The organism is Clostridium facile (assembly GCF_014297275.1).
GTDB lineage: Bacteria > Bacillota > Clostridia > Oscillospirales > Ruminococcaceae > Massilioclostridium > Massilioclostridium facile.
On record NZ_JACOQK010000001.1, the window covers coordinates 647,835 to 664,000 of the forward strand.

At 43.4% G+C, this 16,166-nt stretch carries 26 protein-coding genes; 3 read left to right on the forward strand and 23 right to left on the reverse strand.

Features of this window, described 5'->3' with window-relative positions:
* Positions 1-11 precede the first annotated feature (11 nt).
* From H8Z77_RS02630 to H8Z77_RS02710, 17 genes are all read right to left on the reverse strand, one after another.
* Positions 12-533: a hypothetical protein gene (locus H8Z77_RS02630; protein ID WP_186996094.1), complete on the reverse strand. Its 522-nt coding sequence runs from the start codon at positions 531-533 to the stop codon at positions 12-14.
* 180 nt (positions 534-713) lie between these two features.
* On the reverse strand, positions 714-1,289 hold the full coding sequence (locus H8Z77_RS02635; protein WP_186996095.1) for a hypothetical protein: 576 nt from the start codon (positions 1,287-1,289) through the stop codon (positions 714-716).
* A gap of 149 nt (positions 1,290-1,438) precedes the next feature.
* Positions 1,439-2,434, reverse strand: coding sequence for a hypothetical protein (locus tag H8Z77_RS02640; protein WP_186996096.1), 996 nt, complete (start codon positions 2,432-2,434; stop codon positions 1,439-1,441).
* A gap of 215 nt (positions 2,435-2,649) precedes the next feature.
* The gene (locus H8Z77_RS02645) at positions 2,650-2,847 is read right to left on the reverse strand and encodes a hypothetical protein (RefSeq protein ID WP_069988545.1); all 198 of its coding nucleotides are present in this window, start codon (positions 2,845-2,847) and stop codon (positions 2,650-2,652) included.
* A 7-nt stretch (positions 2,848-2,854) separates the two neighbouring features.
* Positions 2,855-3,235: a hypothetical protein gene (locus H8Z77_RS02650; protein ID WP_069988546.1), complete on the reverse strand. Its 381-nt coding sequence runs from the start codon at positions 3,233-3,235 to the stop codon at positions 2,855-2,857.
* 36 nt (positions 3,236-3,271) lie between these two features.
* Complete coding sequence (locus H8Z77_RS02655; RefSeq protein ID WP_186996097.1) at positions 3,272-3,868, reverse strand: hypothetical protein; 597 nt, start codon at positions 3,866-3,868, stop codon at positions 3,272-3,274.
* Between the two features lie 39 nt (positions 3,869-3,907).
* On the reverse strand, positions 3,908-4,081 hold the full coding sequence (locus tag H8Z77_RS02660) for a hypothetical protein (protein ID WP_186996098.1): 174 nt from the start codon (positions 4,079-4,081) through the stop codon (positions 3,908-3,910).
* A gap of 187 nt (positions 4,082-4,268) precedes the next feature.
* The gene (locus H8Z77_RS02665) at positions 4,269-4,982 is read right to left on the reverse strand and encodes an MFS transporter (protein WP_186996099.1); all 714 of its coding nucleotides are present in this window, start codon (positions 4,980-4,982) and stop codon (positions 4,269-4,271) included.
* Positions 4,983-5,277: 295 nt separating this feature from the next.
* Positions 5,278-6,252 carry a hypothetical protein gene (locus H8Z77_RS02670; RefSeq protein WP_186996100.1) on the reverse strand — a complete coding sequence of 325 codons (975 nt, stop codon included), beginning with the start codon at positions 6,250-6,252 and terminating at the stop codon, positions 5,278-5,280.
* Positions 6,253-6,407: 155 nt separating this feature from the next.
* Entirely contained in the window at positions 6,408-6,920 is a 513-nt protein-coding gene (locus tag H8Z77_RS02675) for an RNA-binding protein (protein WP_186996101.1), read from the reverse strand.
* A 12-nt stretch (positions 6,921-6,932) separates the two neighbouring features.
* Positions 6,933-7,469, reverse strand: a complete 537-nt coding sequence (locus tag H8Z77_RS02680) for a hypothetical protein (RefSeq protein WP_186996102.1) — start codon at positions 7,467-7,469, stop codon at positions 6,933-6,935.
* Between the two features lie 9 nt (positions 7,470-7,478).
* Positions 7,479-8,093 (reverse strand): hypothetical protein, encoded by a 615-nt coding sequence (locus H8Z77_RS02685; protein WP_186996103.1) that lies wholly within the window; start codon positions 8,091-8,093, stop codon positions 7,479-7,481.
* A gap of 154 nt (positions 8,094-8,247) precedes the next feature.
* Complete coding sequence (locus H8Z77_RS02690) at positions 8,248-8,736, reverse strand: hypothetical protein (RefSeq protein ID WP_186996104.1); 489 nt, start codon at positions 8,734-8,736, stop codon at positions 8,248-8,250.
* Positions 8,737-8,749: 13 nt separating this feature from the next.
* The gene (locus tag H8Z77_RS02695; protein WP_186996105.1) at positions 8,750-9,337 is read right to left on the reverse strand and encodes a hypothetical protein; all 588 of its coding nucleotides are present in this window, start codon (positions 9,335-9,337) and stop codon (positions 8,750-8,752) included.
* A gap of 14 nt (positions 9,338-9,351) precedes the next feature.
* Positions 9,352-9,906 (reverse strand): hypothetical protein, encoded by a 555-nt coding sequence (locus H8Z77_RS02700; protein WP_186996106.1) that lies wholly within the window; start codon positions 9,904-9,906, stop codon positions 9,352-9,354.
* A gap of 13 nt (positions 9,907-9,919) precedes the next feature.
* Positions 9,920-10,474: a hypothetical protein gene (locus tag H8Z77_RS02705; RefSeq protein ID WP_186996107.1), complete on the reverse strand. Its 555-nt coding sequence runs from the start codon at positions 10,472-10,474 to the stop codon at positions 9,920-9,922.
* Between the two features lie 583 nt (positions 10,475-11,057).
* Positions 11,058-11,534: a helix-turn-helix domain-containing protein gene (locus tag H8Z77_RS02710; RefSeq protein ID WP_186996108.1), complete on the reverse strand. Its 477-nt coding sequence runs from the start codon at positions 11,532-11,534 to the stop codon at positions 11,058-11,060.
* A 100-nt stretch (positions 11,535-11,634) separates the two neighbouring features.
* Between H8Z77_RS02710 and H8Z77_RS02715 the strand changes: the two genes are divergently transcribed.
* Complete coding sequence (locus H8Z77_RS02715; protein ID WP_186996109.1) at positions 11,635-11,799, forward strand: hypothetical protein; 165 nt, start codon at positions 11,635-11,637, stop codon at positions 11,797-11,799.
* Positions 11,800-11,803: 4 nt separating this feature from the next.
* Here the strand turns inward: H8Z77_RS02715 and H8Z77_RS02720 are convergent, their stop codons facing one another.
* The 6 genes from H8Z77_RS02720 to H8Z77_RS02740 all read right to left on the reverse strand — a co-directional run bounded on the left by H8Z77_RS02720 (position 11,804) and on the right by H8Z77_RS02740 (position 14,698).
* Complete coding sequence (locus H8Z77_RS02720) at positions 11,804-12,241, reverse strand: hypothetical protein (RefSeq protein ID WP_186996110.1); 438 nt, start codon at positions 12,239-12,241, stop codon at positions 11,804-11,806.
* 856 nt (positions 12,242-13,097) lie between these two features.
* On the reverse strand, positions 13,098-13,220 hold the full coding sequence (locus H8Z77_RS11555) for a hypothetical protein (RefSeq protein WP_268873773.1): 123 nt from the start codon (positions 13,218-13,220) through the stop codon (positions 13,098-13,100).
* Positions 13,221-13,271: 51 nt separating this feature from the next.
* Positions 13,272-13,961, reverse strand: a complete 690-nt coding sequence (locus H8Z77_RS02725; RefSeq protein WP_186996111.1) for a DUF6291 domain-containing protein — start codon at positions 13,959-13,961, stop codon at positions 13,272-13,274.
* Between the two features lie 25 nt (positions 13,962-13,986).
* The gene (locus tag H8Z77_RS02730) at positions 13,987-14,262 is read right to left on the reverse strand and encodes a hypothetical protein (RefSeq protein ID WP_186996112.1); all 276 of its coding nucleotides are present in this window, start codon (positions 14,260-14,262) and stop codon (positions 13,987-13,989) included.
* The gene (locus H8Z77_RS02735; protein ID WP_186996113.1) at positions 14,259-14,510 is read right to left on the reverse strand and encodes a hypothetical protein; all 252 of its coding nucleotides are present in this window, start codon (positions 14,508-14,510) and stop codon (positions 14,259-14,261) included. The genes H8Z77_RS02730 and H8Z77_RS02735 overlap by 4 nt, the downstream gene beginning before the upstream one ends.
* The gene (locus H8Z77_RS02740; RefSeq protein WP_186996114.1) at positions 14,507-14,698 is read right to left on the reverse strand and encodes a helix-turn-helix domain-containing protein; all 192 of its coding nucleotides are present in this window, start codon (positions 14,696-14,698) and stop codon (positions 14,507-14,509) included. The genes H8Z77_RS02735 and H8Z77_RS02740 overlap by 4 nt, the downstream gene beginning before the upstream one ends.
* A 217-nt stretch (positions 14,699-14,915) precedes the next feature.
* Here H8Z77_RS02740 and H8Z77_RS02745 point away from each other — a divergent pair, with 217 nt between their 5' ends.
* The gene (locus H8Z77_RS02745) at positions 14,916-15,245 is read left to right on the forward strand and encodes a helix-turn-helix domain-containing protein (protein WP_069988568.1); all 330 of its coding nucleotides are present in this window, start codon (positions 14,916-14,918) and stop codon (positions 15,243-15,245) included.
* A gap of 1 nt (position 15,246) precedes the next feature.
* Positions 15,247-15,948 (forward strand): ImmA/IrrE family metallo-endopeptidase, encoded by a 702-nt coding sequence (locus tag H8Z77_RS02750; protein WP_186996115.1) that lies wholly within the window; start codon positions 15,247-15,249, stop codon positions 15,946-15,948.
* The last annotated feature ends 218 nt before the right edge of the window (positions 15,949-16,166 follow it).

Sequence of the window (16,166 nt, forward strand, 5' to 3'; positions counted from 1 at the left end):
AGTTTAGATTTTTATTTTTTTATTACGATAGAATCTAAAAATAGCTGGAACTCTTCTGTGTAAGTAGGAAATTCGTATCTTGGATCATATTTGACCAAAATACGAAAAATACCTTCTTTTCCATCAAATAGATATGTTTCTCTTCTTATACCATCATTTTCATAAAAATGATATACGGTTTCATCACATATTGTAAAACTTTCTTCGATATGATAACGGACGTCTATCGCACCCTTAGATAGTTGTTCTTGATTTTCTTTTTCTATAGTTTTCATAACAGATTCAGCATCATAATCATCTCCCAGTTTGGTTAAATTAGCAATAATTACTTCTGGTTTATCTTCAGGCATATCTATGGTGTATACTTTAGTGTTTTCAACATTATCGTTTGTTAGTTCCCAGGTTGGAGGTATACGGTAGGTTATACTAACTAAACTTTCTTTTCCCCATCCTTTATATTCAGAATCTCCGCAGCCCACAAAGCACACTAGGCACAGGCAGAGCGCCAGCGCGATCGAAATAACCTTCTTCATCCAATCAATCCTCCTAAATGTATTGCCAATTTGGCAACGAATTACTATTATTGTAGCATATTATTTCCAAATTTACAACACAAAACAGGAGATTTCTGCCAGTTCGACAAAACAACCTCTTTCCCGACATCCGCACCCCTCAAAAAAATACCCAGCGGAGGAACTAGGTATTTTTTTGGTTTATTTTTTATCAATGTCTTTGAATCGAATCGAATTTATGAGTTTATTAACATCATGATCTGATAATGGATTTCCAAAATCTCTATCATAAATGATATCTAAATTTAACATTCCTTTGGAGCAATCACCAAGGTAACAATCGTATATATTGTTGTTGGTGGAGCCGCCTTCTTTAGTAACTCCTAGATATGGATCTATCTGGTAATGATAAGCTTTTTGTCCATCGAAAGAGCAGTCTGCCTGCCGTACAAACGTGCTAGGCGTATAATAATCTCCGCTTTCATAGGCTCCTTTTTCTTTTTCATAATTGTTAATGACCTCTTCAGCTTTTGTAAAACCATTTAAAGATTCAGATTCAATGTAAATACGCATTTCAGTTGTATCATCGATTTTATAACTATGGTAGTCATTCTCTTTTTTTTCTTGCTTCCAGGACTCAGGCACGCAATAGCTAACCGTATTAAGGAGCTTTTTTACTTTCCAGCCTTCGTATCCTTCCGGAGGCTTTTCTCCGCAGCCCACAAAGCACACTAGGCACAGGCAGAGCGCCAGCGCAATTGAAATAACCTTCTTCATCCAATCAATCCTCCTAATATCAAAAACGACAACATTATAACACAACGGCAGAGCTTTTACAATCCATTTTTGAGGATTGGTCAAAAGAGGAAGTTTTTTGAAAGGCGCTGGAAGGGAAAAGGCTCCCTTTCCAGGTTGAGGGATATTTATCAGGTTTTAATCACAATAAAATCCAAAAACTCGTTAAATTCTTCTTTTGGAATTTGGTCCCCGGTCTGGCTGGTTTCCGTTACCCGAATCCGGAATATTCCCTGAGGGGTATCAAAAAAATATTCCTCGATGGTTAGGTTGGTGGCATCCTCGTTGTGGGTTACATGGTAAGCGGGCTTTCCGTAAATTTTCACATCGTCCTGGAAGGTGTCATTCGGATGGTTCTGTTGTTCCAGGTAGTCAATATATTCCGAGGCTTTGTCAAATCCCTCTATCTGGACTTCGTAAATGAGTTCCAATTTGGTTTCGCCAATCTGAAACGTATGGCAGGTATCCAATTGTTGTTCCATCACCCAGGAAGTTGGGGTTTCATAGGTGATGTTCGCCAGCTGGTACTGGTTCCAAACTTCCTCCTCCATGGCGAGGGAACCGCTGGTTTTTCCCTGTGTCCCGTCAGAGGAGTTGGAGGAATCGCCCTCAGCTTTTTTGGAATGGTTCCGGTAATCCGAAAAAGATTCTGCTATCCGGAATAGTTCATTTTGGATGGGGTTTTCCTCCCAATGGGATGGAAACGCAATCAAAATCCGAAACACTCCCTGGGCGGTATCAAATACATAGGATTCATAGATCCTTTCCTCGATGGTTTCACAATAGTGGTAGGCGTTTTGCCCCGCGATTTCCATCTCTGGCAAGCGGGTAATCTTATCCCCCTTGACGGTTTCGGTTAAGGCGATATACTGGGCTTTATCCCAATATTCCCCTTGGTTATATAGCAGCATGGTGAGGTAAATGGATTCCCCGTCCACCTCAGTCTGGTAATAATGCCGGTTTTCTTCACTAGACCATTCCCATTCCATCGGGATTTCGTAAATTATCTGCCTACCAATCCGTTCCAGAATCCAATGTTCTCTGGAATCCCGCCCACGGCTGGTGCAATATGCAAAGCCGGCAATACAAATACCTACTGCCAACAGCCCAATCAAAATCTTCCGCATCCTTTTCTCCTCCATTTCCATCTTCTAGGAAACAGTATACCATATTCTTCATAATTCTGCCATAATCGACAAGGTGATTTTTGGATTAATAGAAAAATTTTGTAACGCTGCATAACAATGGAAACCAGAATTTGGTGAATAGGACGGATAAACAATGGATGGAACGCAAAAAAGGGCAGCACAGGGAAAGAACCCATGCTGCCCGTTGCGTTTATTTACCGCCCCTGGATCCGGTCGTAGAATTCACGGAACCCATTGCATTGTACCAGGTATCTGGGGCGGTCGCCCCGTTCCATCCGCTGGCTGATGTACAAACAGGTTTCATCAAAACAATAGGCAGTGTATGGGTCGTCAATCCCCATTACCTGGCTGGGGCTGGTGTGGCTATGGTTCGCGATGGCGATTACGTTCAAAAGTTGCTTACTTTTGATGAAATCGTTGCAGCGGAGCCACCCCCGTTTGGGAAAAATTATAGATTTGGAGCAGTTGGATGTCGGTTAAGCTCAGGCCGGCTTCCTCCACTTCCTGGTAGGTAGGGGAAACCATTGAGGCCTTTGCCATAGCGGTGAAAATATCCGCCATACGGCTGAAGTTGTTTGGGTTCAGCCCTTTGATGCCGTCGTTAAACAGCTCGGAAGCGGCTGCCATCAACGTATTTGGAATATCTCCGTTCTGTGCCAGAAGCATCAGGGAAGGGCGTTTGAGTTTTACCACAAAAGGCTGGCCTTCTGCAAAGCCGGATAGCTCTACTTCGGTGCCTTCTGCGTAGTGTTTTAGTTCATCCATAGTGGTTACTGCCATATTGTTTTTCCTCCTGTTCTTATGGTATCGTTATGATTATGCGCCTACTTCGGTTGGTTCCTGTACTTCTGGCAAGGCTTTTACGTATTCCCATTTGTATGGGGCTTCGCCTTTGCTTGGTGCGGAAGTAATGGTGTATTCGGTTACACGGAATACATTGTCCTCAGAGTTCAAGCCAACTGGTTGGCCAGTACAGCCTGGGTAGGTTACTTTTTCGTAGCCAATTTCGTTGCCGCCTTCGTCCATCTGTGCGGAGTAAGCTTCCAGTTTGAATTTCACTGGTTTGTATGCTTCCCCAACCACTGGTGGTTCATAGCCGGTGATTTCGTGGGACTCTGGATCTCTTGTCAGTGTGCCGCCCTGTACGATTTCCATCAGTTCCAAGATAGTCATGTTGTCGGTCAAAGTCAGGGTGTGGCCGGTGATGATTTTGGATTCTTTTTTCTGTGCTTTTAATACGCCTTTGATGTTCAGTTTTACTGCTTCCACTGTGTCCAGCAGAGCTTCTACGCCCAGTTTTGCGCCGGATGTGATAGCAACGCTGCGAGGGGAATCCTCTTCTGTTGTTACAACAATCATCTTACAATCAATAAAAGCCATTTCTGTTCCTTTGGTTGGTGTTGTTACTGCCATAATAGTCAAATCCTTTCTTTTCTTAAAATTCAATCCATATCACCGGATGGAACCCATAGCGATTCCACCGGGCTGTGTTTTTTGCTGGAACGGATACCGGTTTTCCGTAACAGCGGGGAATTGTTCCAAACTTTCTGGGCAACTGGAAGGCAATACGGTTACAAAACAGATGTATGGTTGTTGGGGCCATCCTGCCTGAAGAGGCTGGAACAATGAACTCCCCTACCTGCGCTGGATAGGGGAGTTTGAAAAAGTTCCCGTAGTTTAACGCCATCGGGGCGGGCGATTTATATCAAGCGAAGCAAATCGCATCGCTGGCAAAAATTAGGTAGAAAAAACCACCTCTTGGGTAGCTTTTTAAAAAAGTGGTAAAAAAATAACGGGTATCGTAGGATATCCGCTATTTTTTTATCATTTTTATGGATGTTTCATCAGTGGCTGGTTTGCTATGCCGAATATCGCGCAACAAGGAAGAAAGGAAATTCCTTCTTTTGATTTTTGCCAAGCCTAAATCCTTCCGCATCCTGTTTACCAGCTCTTCCATCAGGAATCTATGGTCCACCTCGGTATCTTCCCGGAGTTCTTCCCGCAGCTCCACCCATGTGGAAACGGTTTTTGGCGAACCCCAAAGGGTAACCTGCTTGGAAATTGTGGAGAGTTCTTCTTCGGTTAGCCCTTCCATAGCGCTGTATCCGGCTTCCATATTTTGCTGGATTTTATCCATGATTTCAATCAGTTCCTCATAGGGCTGCTCCCTTTTTTTCGCCAGATAATCCTGCCTGGATTTTTGGTACCCGATGATTTTGGCGACAATTGCGGTAATCAAGGAGAGGGCTCCAGTAATCAGCGCCACAATAATAACAGCGTCCAATTTAGAAATATTGTACACAAGCAGCCCAAGTACCTGTGATATATAGTAGATGATATAGGAAATCGCAGCGCCTGCCATTATAATGGAGACCAATATCATGAAGATACTCAAACGGAAGTGGCGTTGAAAAAAATCCCTAGGCTTGTCCTTTTTCTGCACCTTATCCATCCATTTGGCGATCAGCCAGCAGATGAGCAGCAAACAAGCGCCAACGCCAATTGCGATGATTGGGTATAGGTTCATTGTTTCTCCCTCCCTTTTGGGTCAATGGGTATGATCCAGGTTATGGAAACAATCCGTTGTTTCCGATTTGCCAACGGGCAGGGATACCGCTTGATAAGGTGATGGAATCTGTACCCAACCTTACCGGTATCCCTGCCCGCAATGCTGACTCTTTTGCACATCCCTCACAGTGGAATCCAATGGGGGAATTATCGCTTGGGAAAACAAAACGGTTTTTCTCGGATTATCCGAAAATCCGTGTTGAGGGGGAATTCTTCTCTCTTTATCCACCGGAGAAGTTCCCCAATTTTATGGTTTATATCGCTTCCTTAGGGTCAACCTGGAAAGTATTGAAAAAGCTTTGGATTTGTTCTTTGGTTTCCTTGGTACAGTCCACGTAACTTTGAATTACCAGCCGCAAGGTTCCGTTTGGGGTATCCAACAGGTATTGTTCTTCTATCAGGTCGTCCGAAATGACTCTGCCAAAGTGAAGGGATTTGTACCCTGCCAGGGTATCCACCTTCCAGAACTGGTAAGGGGAGTCCGGAGGATTGTCCTCGGTAGCTGCCTCAATCTGTTCTTGGGTGGGGAGGGTATCCAGCAGCGGGTTGCCATCTGGAATGGATTGAATGGTAATCTTGCTGGGGTAACTTCCCACATAATAAATGTGTTCCGTCACGCCATCGGCGACAGTGGGAGGCATCTGTTCCCATTGGGAAGGGAAGGAGTAGCTCACATTTTTGATACGGGCGGAAACCATATGCTGGGTTTCCGGCTGTTCCGGAACCTGGATGGATTCCAGAAAACCGTCCACATCCTCCTGGTAGGCTTCCCGTTGGGAATCATCCCGGTAATCCACTGTAACGGAAACCACGCTGTCAGTGGTTTCAAACAGAATCGCCTGGAGGGATTGTTCCGCCATACCATTTCCCGTATAGGTAAGGGCGTCTTTCCCGCCGACCTGGGTGTTTTCCCCTGGCTGGTAGTTTTTGTTCTGGAACTGGGGTAAAATCCCTCGGGTCATCTGTTCCCCCAAATCCTCTTTATTTTGGTACATGAATTTATAGCTGTCAATCGCCACCGAAACCGCCGGCTGGTCGGAACCCTCGGTGGAAACAGAATAGGTTTGGTGGTCACGGGAGTTGTTCCCGCTTGCCCAATCGGTAGGGGGGACGAACAAAAGCGACCCCATAGAAACCCAGTTTTTCGCCTCCACCGTTTGTTCCTGGGAACATCCTGCCAGGCACAGGCAAAAACAAAGCAGTAAAATCATGCTGATCAATTTTTTCATGGTGAACCTCTATGTATGCTAGTTTGTAATATAAAAATGAATGCTATCATCTTTTTTCAAGAAATCTTCTTCTTATCATTATACACCATTTTGGACCCCCAACCTATTGGGAAGTTGCATAAAATTCCAATTGTTTTTTTGGAGGGGGAAGGGCGCTACTGTGCCAGTTCCACCGTGGAGATGATATCGTCAATCTGTTCCTGTACCTCATTTTTGCTGTCGTCATACGGGGTTTGGGAGTTGATCACCACATACCCGCCATCATAAGCAAAGCCGTACAGGTCAAACTTGCAGTCAGTACCGTTGTAAACCCAGTTTTGGGTGTAGTGGAGGGCGTCTTTCCCGCTGATTTTTTGGGATTTTTCTTCCTTCCATTCCCCAACTTGAATGTTTTCTTCCGGCTCGGCGTTTTTGATTTGGTCCACATAGGCTTCCAAAGCCTGTTGGCCGTCCTCCGCCTCGGTGTAAAAGATCGACATGCTGCTCTCCCCGTTTTGCAGTACATGGGTGTTCTCATACCAGCTATCCTGGCATTCCCATTCCGGCGGGGCCTTGTATTCGATCACATTGTTAATCTGGTAGCTTTCCCATCCGCTGGTGTTGGGGGAACATCCCGCCATCATCCCAACGCAGAGGATGCCCGCAATTGCTGTTAGAATTTTTTTCATCGTATCCCTCAATTAAGAAAATGTTATGGTTTGTAAAATTTGTTCCACCGTCTGTTCCAGCTCTTTTTTGTTTTCCCCCTGGGGGACGGTGGTCCAGATGGATAAGCCGGTGTTGCCCGACGTCAGGCGATAAGTATTGAGTTCACTTTCTACGGATGAACCGCTGATATAGGAGTTCATCTGGGTGTGGAACGCCGTTTTTCCGCCGATTTGTTTGGGCCATCCCTTCTGGAGGGTTCCAACCGTATGTAAGCTCTCCTTTTCGCTGTCAATCGTAGTTTGGTAGTAGCTTTCCACATCGGAAGGGGAAGCAGGCTGGTAGGATTCGATGGTTACCTCGCAATAGCTGTCCCCTTGTTCCAGATAACACCGAACCGAATCCAGTTCGGCAAACTGGAATTCCTCGGTTTCCCAATCACTAGGGGTGGAAAAACGGACGGTATCGCCAACTGTTTGTTCCTGCCAGCCTTTGGTATCCACGGTGGAACACCCAGTTACCATGCAGGCGGAAAGGATGCCCGCTACCATTGCCATCAAAATTTTTTTCATCTCGTACCTCTATTTCGTAAATCGGATGGAATCCAGTACTTGATCCATTTCCTGTTCCAGCTGGCGTTTTCCAGTGCCATCCTCCACCATTGTGGTGACATTTAACCAGTAATCCTCATTCAAAGCCACAAGGTAGGTGTGGTTATTTTCGATAGTGGATTCTAATACAACCGCTGTTTTTCCACCAATTTTCTTTGGCCAACTTTTTTTCGCCTGGTCATTCTCTTTGTTCTCGTCTAAAAACCATTGGATGGTTTCCGCCACGGTTTCATTGTCCCGTTTTTCATATAGGTGGAATGTCATTGCCCCACCGCTAAACTCATCAATAATGAAGGTCATCTGCCCATATTCGGTGTCAGGATACGCCTTCCAGGAAGGGTCGTATTGGAACGTCATTTGTCCTTCGATGTCGTAGGTTTCCCAGCCTTTCATGCTCACATTGGAACATCCAGTTACCACACCGGCGCAGAGGATTCCCGCCAGCAATACTGCCAAAGATTTTTTCATGTCAAAAACCCCTTTTCGAAAAATTGAAATAACCGTTAAAATCCTTTTCCGTTTTTTCTTTCTGTCCCGTATTCCTTTTATCGTTGGAACAGTATCGGCTATCCATTGGCAGCCCATCGGTCCCTCCAGTAGTTCCACCAAATAAAACAGGGTTGAGTCCTTGCCGCCTACCTTCTATTTGGTAAAAACAATAAATTATATCCATTATACCATATCTATGAAAATTTTCCAACAAAAAGGCAGCAAATATTGCCGCCTTTTTCCGTTCCCTTTAAATCTTATGGATACTTTTTACAAATAGGTCGATTTTCTCCTCAACTTCTTTGGTTTCGCTAAACGTCTGTACATTGCAGTACCAGCCGTCGCCAAAATTCACTAGGTACTGTTTTGTTATGGAGCCGTCCTCATGTTTTTTTTCAAAAGCCATGGCGGTTTTTCCAGCGATTTTTGTGGATTTACCAGCTTCCCAGTCATCTTCCTTCAAAAAATCCACATAGTCCTGGGCATCCTCTTCCTTCCATTTGGAAAAAAGGATGCTTCCTATGCCGATACACTCCTCGCCGTCCATCCATTCAAATCCGGCTGCTGTATCGCTTTCCCCGTTGCCATATTCGATGATTTCCCAATCTGGCGCGAAACTGTATTCGATTTTATCGCCAAGTTGATAGGTGTCCCATCCTTTTGGAACATTTGTGCCGCATCCGCATAAAATGCCCAAACTCGCCAAAACAGCAATGATGCTAATGATCCACTTTTTCATTTTCAACCTCCGTTTATCCAATTACCTTTATTTTATCCAAAATCATTTCGATTTCCTTCGCTACTTCCCCCGTTGGATCGTAGGCTGGTTGTAACGATACAAAAATACTACAGTATACTCCATTCCCAAAATCTAAGGCGTACTCATGATCTATTTGCCCATCGGTCTTTTTTCTCACCAAATGGGCAGCGGGTTTCCCTCCAATTGTTGTATCAGGGTAGCGTTCATACTCAAATTGTTCTACCGAAAAATCCAAATGGAACTGAAAATAGTCCGGTTCATCCTCTTGATAAAAGGAAATCGAAATAGAGGCAGCATTTTTGAACCCGTCCGAACTATTGCCCGTCATGCGATAAAATCCGTCTGTAGCAATCAGGTTGTTCAATTCATACGAAGGAATACTTTGTTCCCAGCTGGAAGGGAATTCGTATTCCAGCTTATTGTATAGTTGGTAGGTCTGAACCGTTTCCTCCTCTTGGGAGGAAACCTGGCTGGAAGCGGGCAGGGAAGAGCTTTCCACCTGGGTAGCTTTCCCACAGCCACATAACAACCCTCCGCATATCAGTAGAGCTGCAACTATGTATAAAAAATTCTTTTTCATCTTTTTTCTCAAAATTATACAGAAATGGTTCCAAGTAGCTTTTTCAGGGTTTTCATGGAGTTTTTCCCCAGCTTTTCCTGGTCGGTGCTGGCGGTAATTTTCATGTAGCCGTCCTCTGTTTCAAAAGCGAATACTTCATTATAGCTGATGGAATCATCTTCAGGGTCCTGGTTCAGATAGGAAAAATGCCTTGCCTCTTCCCCGGCAATGGTAACATGGGAGAGCTCCGTATATTCACTATAGCTGTAGTCATCGGTCTTTTCCTCCTCCACATAAGGGGTGAGGGACTCGTCCAAATTGGAGTAGATGTGGAACTCATCGGTGGATAAATCTGTATAAAAAATGTTCAGGGAAAAATCATCCACGGAATAGGTAGTGGTATCCATATCCAAAAGTTCGTAGTCGAATGCTTCCCCCCATTCCTGGGGTACTTCGTAATCCACCGGACCAGTGGAATGGTCAATCCAAGCCCCTTTGGTGTAGTCGATCGTATCATCTTTTCCCCCGCAGCCGCTCAAACATCCAGCCGCCAGCACGAAACCCATCATACACGCAACAATCTTTTTCATCTCAAGCCTCCTATCATACAACACTTTCCACTATCTGGTCTGCGGTTTTCCTGGCGTTTTCCTTTAGTCCATCCCCATCGGAGGAATGGAATTCCAGCACAAACAGGTCAGTTTTGCCGAACCAGTCGCCTGGAACTGCCACATCTACCGCATATACTTCGGTATAAGTGAAATCTTTCGTGTCATCGTAGCGAGTTTTATAACAGAAATGTTCCGCATTCTGGTCTCCCATGATTACAGAATCCAGTGATTCAGACGGGCTTCTGTCTACATCCTCATCTTCATCTCCGTCCTGATAGAAATTTGCATAATCTTGGGCGTTTTCATAAGCAGAAGTCAATTTTCCTGTCTCATAAAGGGTAAGCTGTACCCAAAAGGTATCCGCATGATAGATGTGAGATTGAAAGACTTCAATTGGTGAGTCATATTCCGGTTCTCCCCAGGATTCCGGAACCTGATACGCAACTGACCCCAGGTGTTGGTGATTCCAGATTTCCTGGGTGTAGTCCTGCCCCGGGTCGTTTTGGCAGCCAGAAAAACACAGTAAAGTGCAAGCAACCAACAGCAATGCAATTAATTTTTTTATTTGTATTCTCCTTAAAAAGCATCATTTTCCTATTTATCATAGCGGATTTTTCGGGGGAATGCAAGAGAGTTTGCCAATATTTAGAAGAAAAATAAAATTTTTGTCGAAATATCAAAATTATAGAGGTAAAAATTGGATATTTTTTCTTACCCTTTGGTGGGACGAACGGCATTTTATTTGGGATGAATGATATGCCAATGGGGGAGAAAAGAGCTATTTTACTGGCTTACACAGCATATTACCCAAAATAGATATAAATATTTTAGAGGAATCGCCGAAATTTTTCTCCCTAAATCTGGATAAAATAACAAAAATAATCCTGATTTTGGGATAAGATGATATCTTTTGGGATGAACTGCATTTTTGGAAAAGGCTATCATGAAAATTTTATGAAAATAAAAGAAATTCTGGGACAAAATGCAAGAATTAGGGATAACCTGTATTTTAGCTGTTCTATTTTCTAAAATTAGGTAAAAATGGTTCTTTGTCCTCACAGCCTTTTTGTTTTCTTCCAACGCTAGCCAGGAAAAAAGCGCCTATCGGATTTCGATAAGCGCTTTTTCCATCATACTTTTGCAAAAGGGGAATAGAACGCGATCAAACTATCCTCCCAAACATAGGGGAACTGATCTGGTTCTATCTGGCATTCGGTGCATGTTTCAGCCAACATCAGGGTAAACCGGAGATCTTCCGAAATATCAGGGATTGTCTCCAGGTAGGAAATACAGCCCGAACGGTTTGTCCAAATCTGTATCCCATACTGGCAGCCGGATTTTTCAGAAGATTTTCGGTTTTCCACTGTTACTAAGTATAAGTAGCAGTCCGGTTGGTTTGTGTTGCCGGGTTTTAGTTCATTTAAACTAATTTCCAAAACCGATGCTAAACGTACAGCGGTGGTCAGTTTCGGGTTTACCCGTCCAATTTCAATATCCTGGTAATGGCGTGCGCTGATTTTACATAATTCAGCGGCTTGTTCCTGTGTCAGTTTCTTTTCCTTTCTTGCTTGGTACAATAAGTTGGAAAAATCTTTTTTTATGGACATGTTTTTACCTCCCTTTGGGATTGTAACCCAGAACCGGAGGGCATTAACACGAGCTAAAGTTCATGTTATCACAATTCATCAATTATTTAGGAAATGGATTGTGAAAATATACCAAAACTTACCTGATGTCAGATTACAACATTTTACAAATAAAAGCCCTTCTTCCCGGGGTTCTAATGGAACAAAAGCGGCACAGCATAGTAAAAAGGGGGAGAAAACTGCTGCGCCGCCGGTATTAGGATGTTGCCATCCTGTGGTTTCCTAAATTTCTATTGTAATTGTATCACAGGGACGAAGTGACATTCTATGGCTTCTAGCGCTTTCCGATGGAGCCGTATGGTATGGCGGTAATCGTAGTTGATTTCCTCCGCCACCCGTTCCCAGGTGAAACCGTTGATGTAACGGTATTCCAGTAAAAGCCGCAGCACCTGGTCATCAATCCCTTGGATTGCCTCTTCAATCTGCTGTTTTAATAAAACAAGCTGTTCAATCCGGTCGCAAATCAGTTGGGTAATCCGGTCCATCTGTTCAATGGAAGTTTGGATTTTGTCCACCTTGCACCCACCGGAAACCACCGTGTCAGAATAGTTGGCGGAAATTCGATAAGCAAGGTCATTCCAATCATCCCGTTCCTTGGTTAGCCGGATAATTTCCCGTTTTGTAGTCTGGTACTGTGCCAGTACCTGTTTTTTCTCTTGTATTGTCATAATGTAACGCTTCCTTTCTTTTTCCACCGGAATATCCTACCCTTATTCTACTAGTTTGGGATGGGATACGCCCATCTGGGACGAACTGCACTTTTGTGGGACGAAATGCATCCGATTTAGGGGTAAAACCATTGTTTTTCTTGGGAATACAGCATATTGACTAAAATGATAATTAAAATTTTATTTGAAATGCTGAATTTTTACTCCCTGAATTTAGAAAAAATAACAAAAATATTGGTATTTTAGGGATGATACGGATTATTCTGGGACGAACTGCATTTTTTCAAATCGTTGCCATGAAAATATTATGAAAACAATGGAAAATTTGGGACGAAATACAAAATATAGGGATAAACAACATTTATACCGTTATATTTTCCGATATTCGTAAATTTGATTTTGTCAATTGGCTGTTGTTGCACTCTTATAATATGTAAAAATATACCAGTTGCTTGTTTCAACTATTGAAATAACATTTAGTAAATGTCAAACTACAATTATTTGTGCCCTTACTCCTCTTTTGTCCTGTCAAATCCTTGTGGGACGAACTGCACTTCCTGTGGGACGAAATACATCCAATTAGGGGGTAAAAACGTCAATTTTCCTTTTAATACAGCATATTAACTAAAATAAAAATTAAAATTTTATTTGAAGTGCTGAATTTTTACTCCCTGAATTTAGAAAAAATAACAAAAATATTGGCGTTTTAGGGATAATACGGATTATTCTGGGATGAACTGCATTTTTTCAAATCGTTGCCATGAAAATATTATGAAAACAATGGAAAATTTGGGACGAAATTCAAAATACAGGGACAAACAACATTTATACCGTTATATTTTTCTGTTTTTGGAAATCAATCCCCTTTCCAATGGTCGTAAAAAATCAGGATTAAAGCCGTCAGGCAGGAACCTCCCACCGCTGCGCAGAGGATTAAAACCTGTAGCGCCCATGCTTCTGCAAAAATGATTTGATGCACCAACACCACCTCCTGGTTTTAGTTTATGTGTGGGACAAACCTTTGGATTCCTTAAAGTTCTGGTATGTGCATTCCAAATTGGGCGAGTTCCTCTAAATCATACGAAGGCTTGTCCTGGCTGTAGGCATCGTTATAGTTACCCTCCAACACTTTGGCAATATTGGTTTCGTCTATCATCCAATCGAATCCAGCAGTCCATTTTCGTGAATTTTCCCCTTTTAGGAAACTGCTTTGCTGGGCTGCCTCAAACACCTGCTTGAACTCTTCTAACCCAAACCCCTTTTTGTGCAGGTTTTGGATTGCCTTCCGCCGGCCTTCGGTGATAGCCATGCAGGGAGGGAAGGAGATACAAATATGATGGTATAATGAAAAAACCTGTTCCTCAAAAGGGGAGGGGGGATCAAAATCCGTTTTCTTTTCCTTTTCTTTTGTGTTTGTCTTATCCTTTGTGTTTTCTTTTTCCTTTGTATTAGGATGCGACGGGATGGGTTGGCATTCCGCGCTCCATCTTTTTTGTGCGTTTTTTCTTCCCTTCTGGCATTTTTCCTCATATTTTTGTTTATCCCGGTCAATTTGTGCCGCAATAAAAGAAAACGCCATGTTGGTAACCTGGTCTAAATGGGGCTTTTTGCCGTATTGGGCGTAGTCAAATAGGGCAAGCAGAAGTTCCCCACGCTGGGCATTACTCAACAGTTCCAATTGCGGGCGGTAATCAAAAAACAAAACAAAGAACTTCTGCATGTGGTCACCATCCTAGAAAATTGGTTTATTTTGTGCCATATTTTCCTTTATTTTTCCATTTATTCTGGACAAAATCGTCGGAATGGGATATAATAGGAACGTATGTTCTTTTATAAAGGGCAACAGTACGCAGGCTGATAGGGTCGGTGGCATACCCGCAAATGGTAATTTTCCCATCTAAAATCAGCCGGGAAATGATAGGGTAAACCAGCTCCAAATCGGTGTAGCCCATACAGGTGGCAATCTCCCTGGTGGTGAGCTGCCCAATGTTTAAAACACGCAAAATCTCTTGTTCTGTCATGTTCCATCCCTCCATTTTTTCTCTTCCTGTTGGGCAGAAAGGGAATCCGGGCAAAATGGAAGCTTTTTGGCTTTCCGTTTGCGGGGAAAGAGTTTTGGCAGCCAGATTCCACCTACCATCAAACTCAGCCCCACGCCGCACCGGAGTAGGCATCCAGCCAGGCTCACCTGTCCTTGGTCAGAAAGCCCCAGGCTGCCGTGAACAATCAGCAGCCCTGCTAATACACAAAAACATTGTGCGAACTTCATTCCGCCGCCACCTTCTTTGGAACGGTCAGATGTTTCTGCTCAAATTCCCATAAATCCTGCTCCCGGATGCGGTATTCCTTGCCCAGCTTGATGGCGGGCAGCTTTTTGGTCCGAATCCAATTCCAAATGGTTACTGTTTTTACTTGGTAGCGGTCGGCTACCTGGTCGCATGTGTAAAGGTGAAACATAAAAAAACCTCCTGTTTCGTAGTAAAATAGTAGTTGCTTTTACTTCGGTTTTGCGGTATAATAATAGAAATGAAAACAAATCAAAACCGAAATATGAGGGAAATACTACTTAAGTTTTCGTAGTATGCTATTAGTTTACTACGATTTCTTAAGTATTGCAAGAGGTTTTCTTGAAAAAACCTGCGTATTGTGTGTTTTTTGTAAAAGGTGACTAATTATGTACAAAATTTTTGCAAAACTTTTGGAAGAAAATGGAGTAACCCCCTACCAGGTATCCAAAGCAACCGGCGTTGCCCAGTCCTCATTGAGTGATTGGAAAAACGGCAAAAGCAAGCCGAAATTTGAAAAAATGAAAAAAATCGCCGATTATTTTGGGGTATCGGTGGATTACTTGATGTATGGGGAGGAAAAAAACAGTCAGCAGGAGCTCAGCAGCATTTATCTGAGCTTCGCCAAGGACGCCCAGCAAAATAAAATTGATCCGGAGGATATCCGCCTGGCGATAGAGACGATCAAAGCGTTGCGGGCAAAACAGCAGGAGGATTAAAATGGCGTATACCAAACAGAGGCTTTACCAGGATATTGAACGGCTCCGTCACAAATTGTCGTTTACCCAGCAGGATTACCCGTTGCACCTGGTAGAATTTTGTGAAAGCCATCCAAGTAGGGTAGGGGTTGGGAAGTTGGCGTTTACCACTCCTGGGCTGCGTGGAATGGCACAGGTTGGTGGAAAAAAGGAGGATGGTACAACCGAGATTGATGTCATCCTTTTAAACTCCAATTTATCCGAGCCGGAACAGAATTTTTTCTGTGGCCATGAGATGATTCATTTGTACCTCCACCGTGGAAAATTGGGCAAATCGTTTAACTGTTTTGACGAAATCCAGCCCCAGCAGGATGGGTTTATCGAGTGGCAGGCGAATGAAGGGGCAGCTGAATTATTGATCCCTTACCGGATGTTGCTGCCAAAAATCAAGGAGCAAAGTAAAAATTTGACCCATTGGCATAAAATATTCCAGTTACGTATCCAGCTTGCCGAAGAATTTTCTGTTTCCCAAGCGGTGATGGAACTACGGCTCCAAAGCCTGCGGTTTGAAATCCTGCAATACCTGGGAGGCGTCCCGTTGGAACAAATCCAGATCCTTTCCCAACGTCAGCAAGCGCAGCAGGGAATTTGTCTCCCTTCCCTGGTTGATTTGGAAGAACAGGACTTTGACCATCTCCTCCGCCTCTGCGCCCCTACAAAATAGCCATACCCGAAAGAATCATTCTCCAGTATCATCACAAAAGGGGGATGGAAGCAATCCCTAAGTTTGTATGTGCGGTTATATTGATAGAAAAGAGCCACCTTTGGTGTAGGTAACACTACAACATAGGTAGCTCTTATTTTTTATTGATAGGATGGAGGACAGCTTCCAGGATATGAATCTTATAAGAGGGTCTGGAAAACAAATTCGAACATCCATAT

Bases quoted from the DNA above. Each gene is read 5' to 3' on its own strand.
- H8Z77_RS02730 (WP_186996112.1), bottom strand. From the start codon at position 14,262: ATGACAGAACAAGAGATTTTGCGTGTTTTAAACATTGGGCAGCTCACC.
- H8Z77_RS02635 (WP_186996095.1), bottom strand. From the start codon at position 1,289: ATGAAGAAGGTTATTTCAATTGCGCTGGCGCTCTGCCTGTGCCTAGTG.
- H8Z77_RS02720 (WP_186996110.1), bottom strand. From the start codon at position 12,241: ATGACAATACAAGAGAAAAAACAGGTACTGGCACAGTACCAGACTACA.
- H8Z77_RS02665 (WP_186996099.1), bottom strand. From the start codon at position 4,982: ATGAACCTATACCCAATCATCGCAATTGGCGTTGGCGCTTGTTTGCTG.
- H8Z77_RS02685 (WP_186996103.1), bottom strand. From the start codon at position 8,093: ATGGGCTGCCAATGGATAGCCGATACTGTTCCAACGATAAAAGGAATA.
- H8Z77_RS02640 (WP_186996096.1), bottom strand. From the start codon at position 2,434: ATGCGGAAGATTTTGATTGGGCTGTTGGCAGTAGGTATTTGTATTGCC.
- H8Z77_RS02655 (WP_186996097.1), bottom strand. From the start codon at position 3,868: ATGGCAGTAACAACACCAACCAAAGGAACAGAAATGGCTTTTATTGAT.
- H8Z77_RS02690 (WP_186996104.1), bottom strand. From the start codon at position 8,736: ATGAAAAAGTGGATCATTAGCATCATTGCTGTTTTGGCGAGTTTGGGC.
- H8Z77_RS02740 (WP_186996114.1), bottom strand. From the start codon at position 14,698: ATGTTTCACCTTTACACATGCGACCAGGTAGCCGACCGCTACCAAGTA.
- H8Z77_RS02630 (WP_186996094.1), bottom strand. From the start codon at position 533: ATGAAGAAGGTTATTTCGATCGCGCTGGCGCTCTGCCTGTGCCTAGTG.
- H8Z77_RS02675 (WP_186996101.1), bottom strand. From the start codon at position 6,920: ATGAAAAAAATTCTAACAGCAATTGCGGGCATCCTCTGCGTTGGGATG.
- H8Z77_RS02750 (WP_186996115.1), top strand. From the start codon at position 15,247: ATGGCGTATACCAAACAGAGGCTTTACCAGGATATTGAACGGCTCCGT.
- H8Z77_RS02745 (WP_069988568.1), top strand. From the start codon at position 14,916: ATGTACAAAATTTTTGCAAAACTTTTGGAAGAAAATGGAGTAACCCCC.
- H8Z77_RS02650 (WP_069988546.1), bottom strand. From the start codon at position 3,235: ATGGCAGTAACCACTATGGATGAACTAAAACACTACGCAGAAGGCACC.
- H8Z77_RS02680 (WP_186996102.1), bottom strand. From the start codon at position 7,469: ATGAAAAAAATTTTGATGGCAATGGTAGCGGGCATCCTTTCCGCCTGC.
- H8Z77_RS02735 (WP_186996113.1), bottom strand. From the start codon at position 14,510: ATGAAGTTCGCACAATGTTTTTGTGTATTAGCAGGGCTGCTGATTGTT.
- H8Z77_RS02725 (WP_186996111.1), bottom strand. From the start codon at position 13,961: ATGCAGAAGTTCTTTGTTTTGTTTTTTGATTACCGCCCGCAATTGGAA.
- H8Z77_RS02700 (WP_186996106.1), bottom strand. From the start codon at position 9,906: ATGAAAAAGATTGTTGCGTGTATGATGGGTTTCGTGCTGGCGGCTGGA.
- H8Z77_RS02695 (WP_186996105.1), bottom strand. From the start codon at position 9,337: ATGAAAAAGAATTTTTTATACATAGTTGCAGCTCTACTGATATGCGGA.
- H8Z77_RS02710 (WP_186996108.1), bottom strand. From the start codon at position 11,534: ATGTCCATAAAAAAAGATTTTTCCAACTTATTGTACCAAGCAAGAAAG.
- H8Z77_RS02670 (WP_186996100.1), bottom strand. From the start codon at position 6,252: ATGAAAAAATTGATCAGCATGATTTTACTGCTTTGTTTTTGCCTGTGC.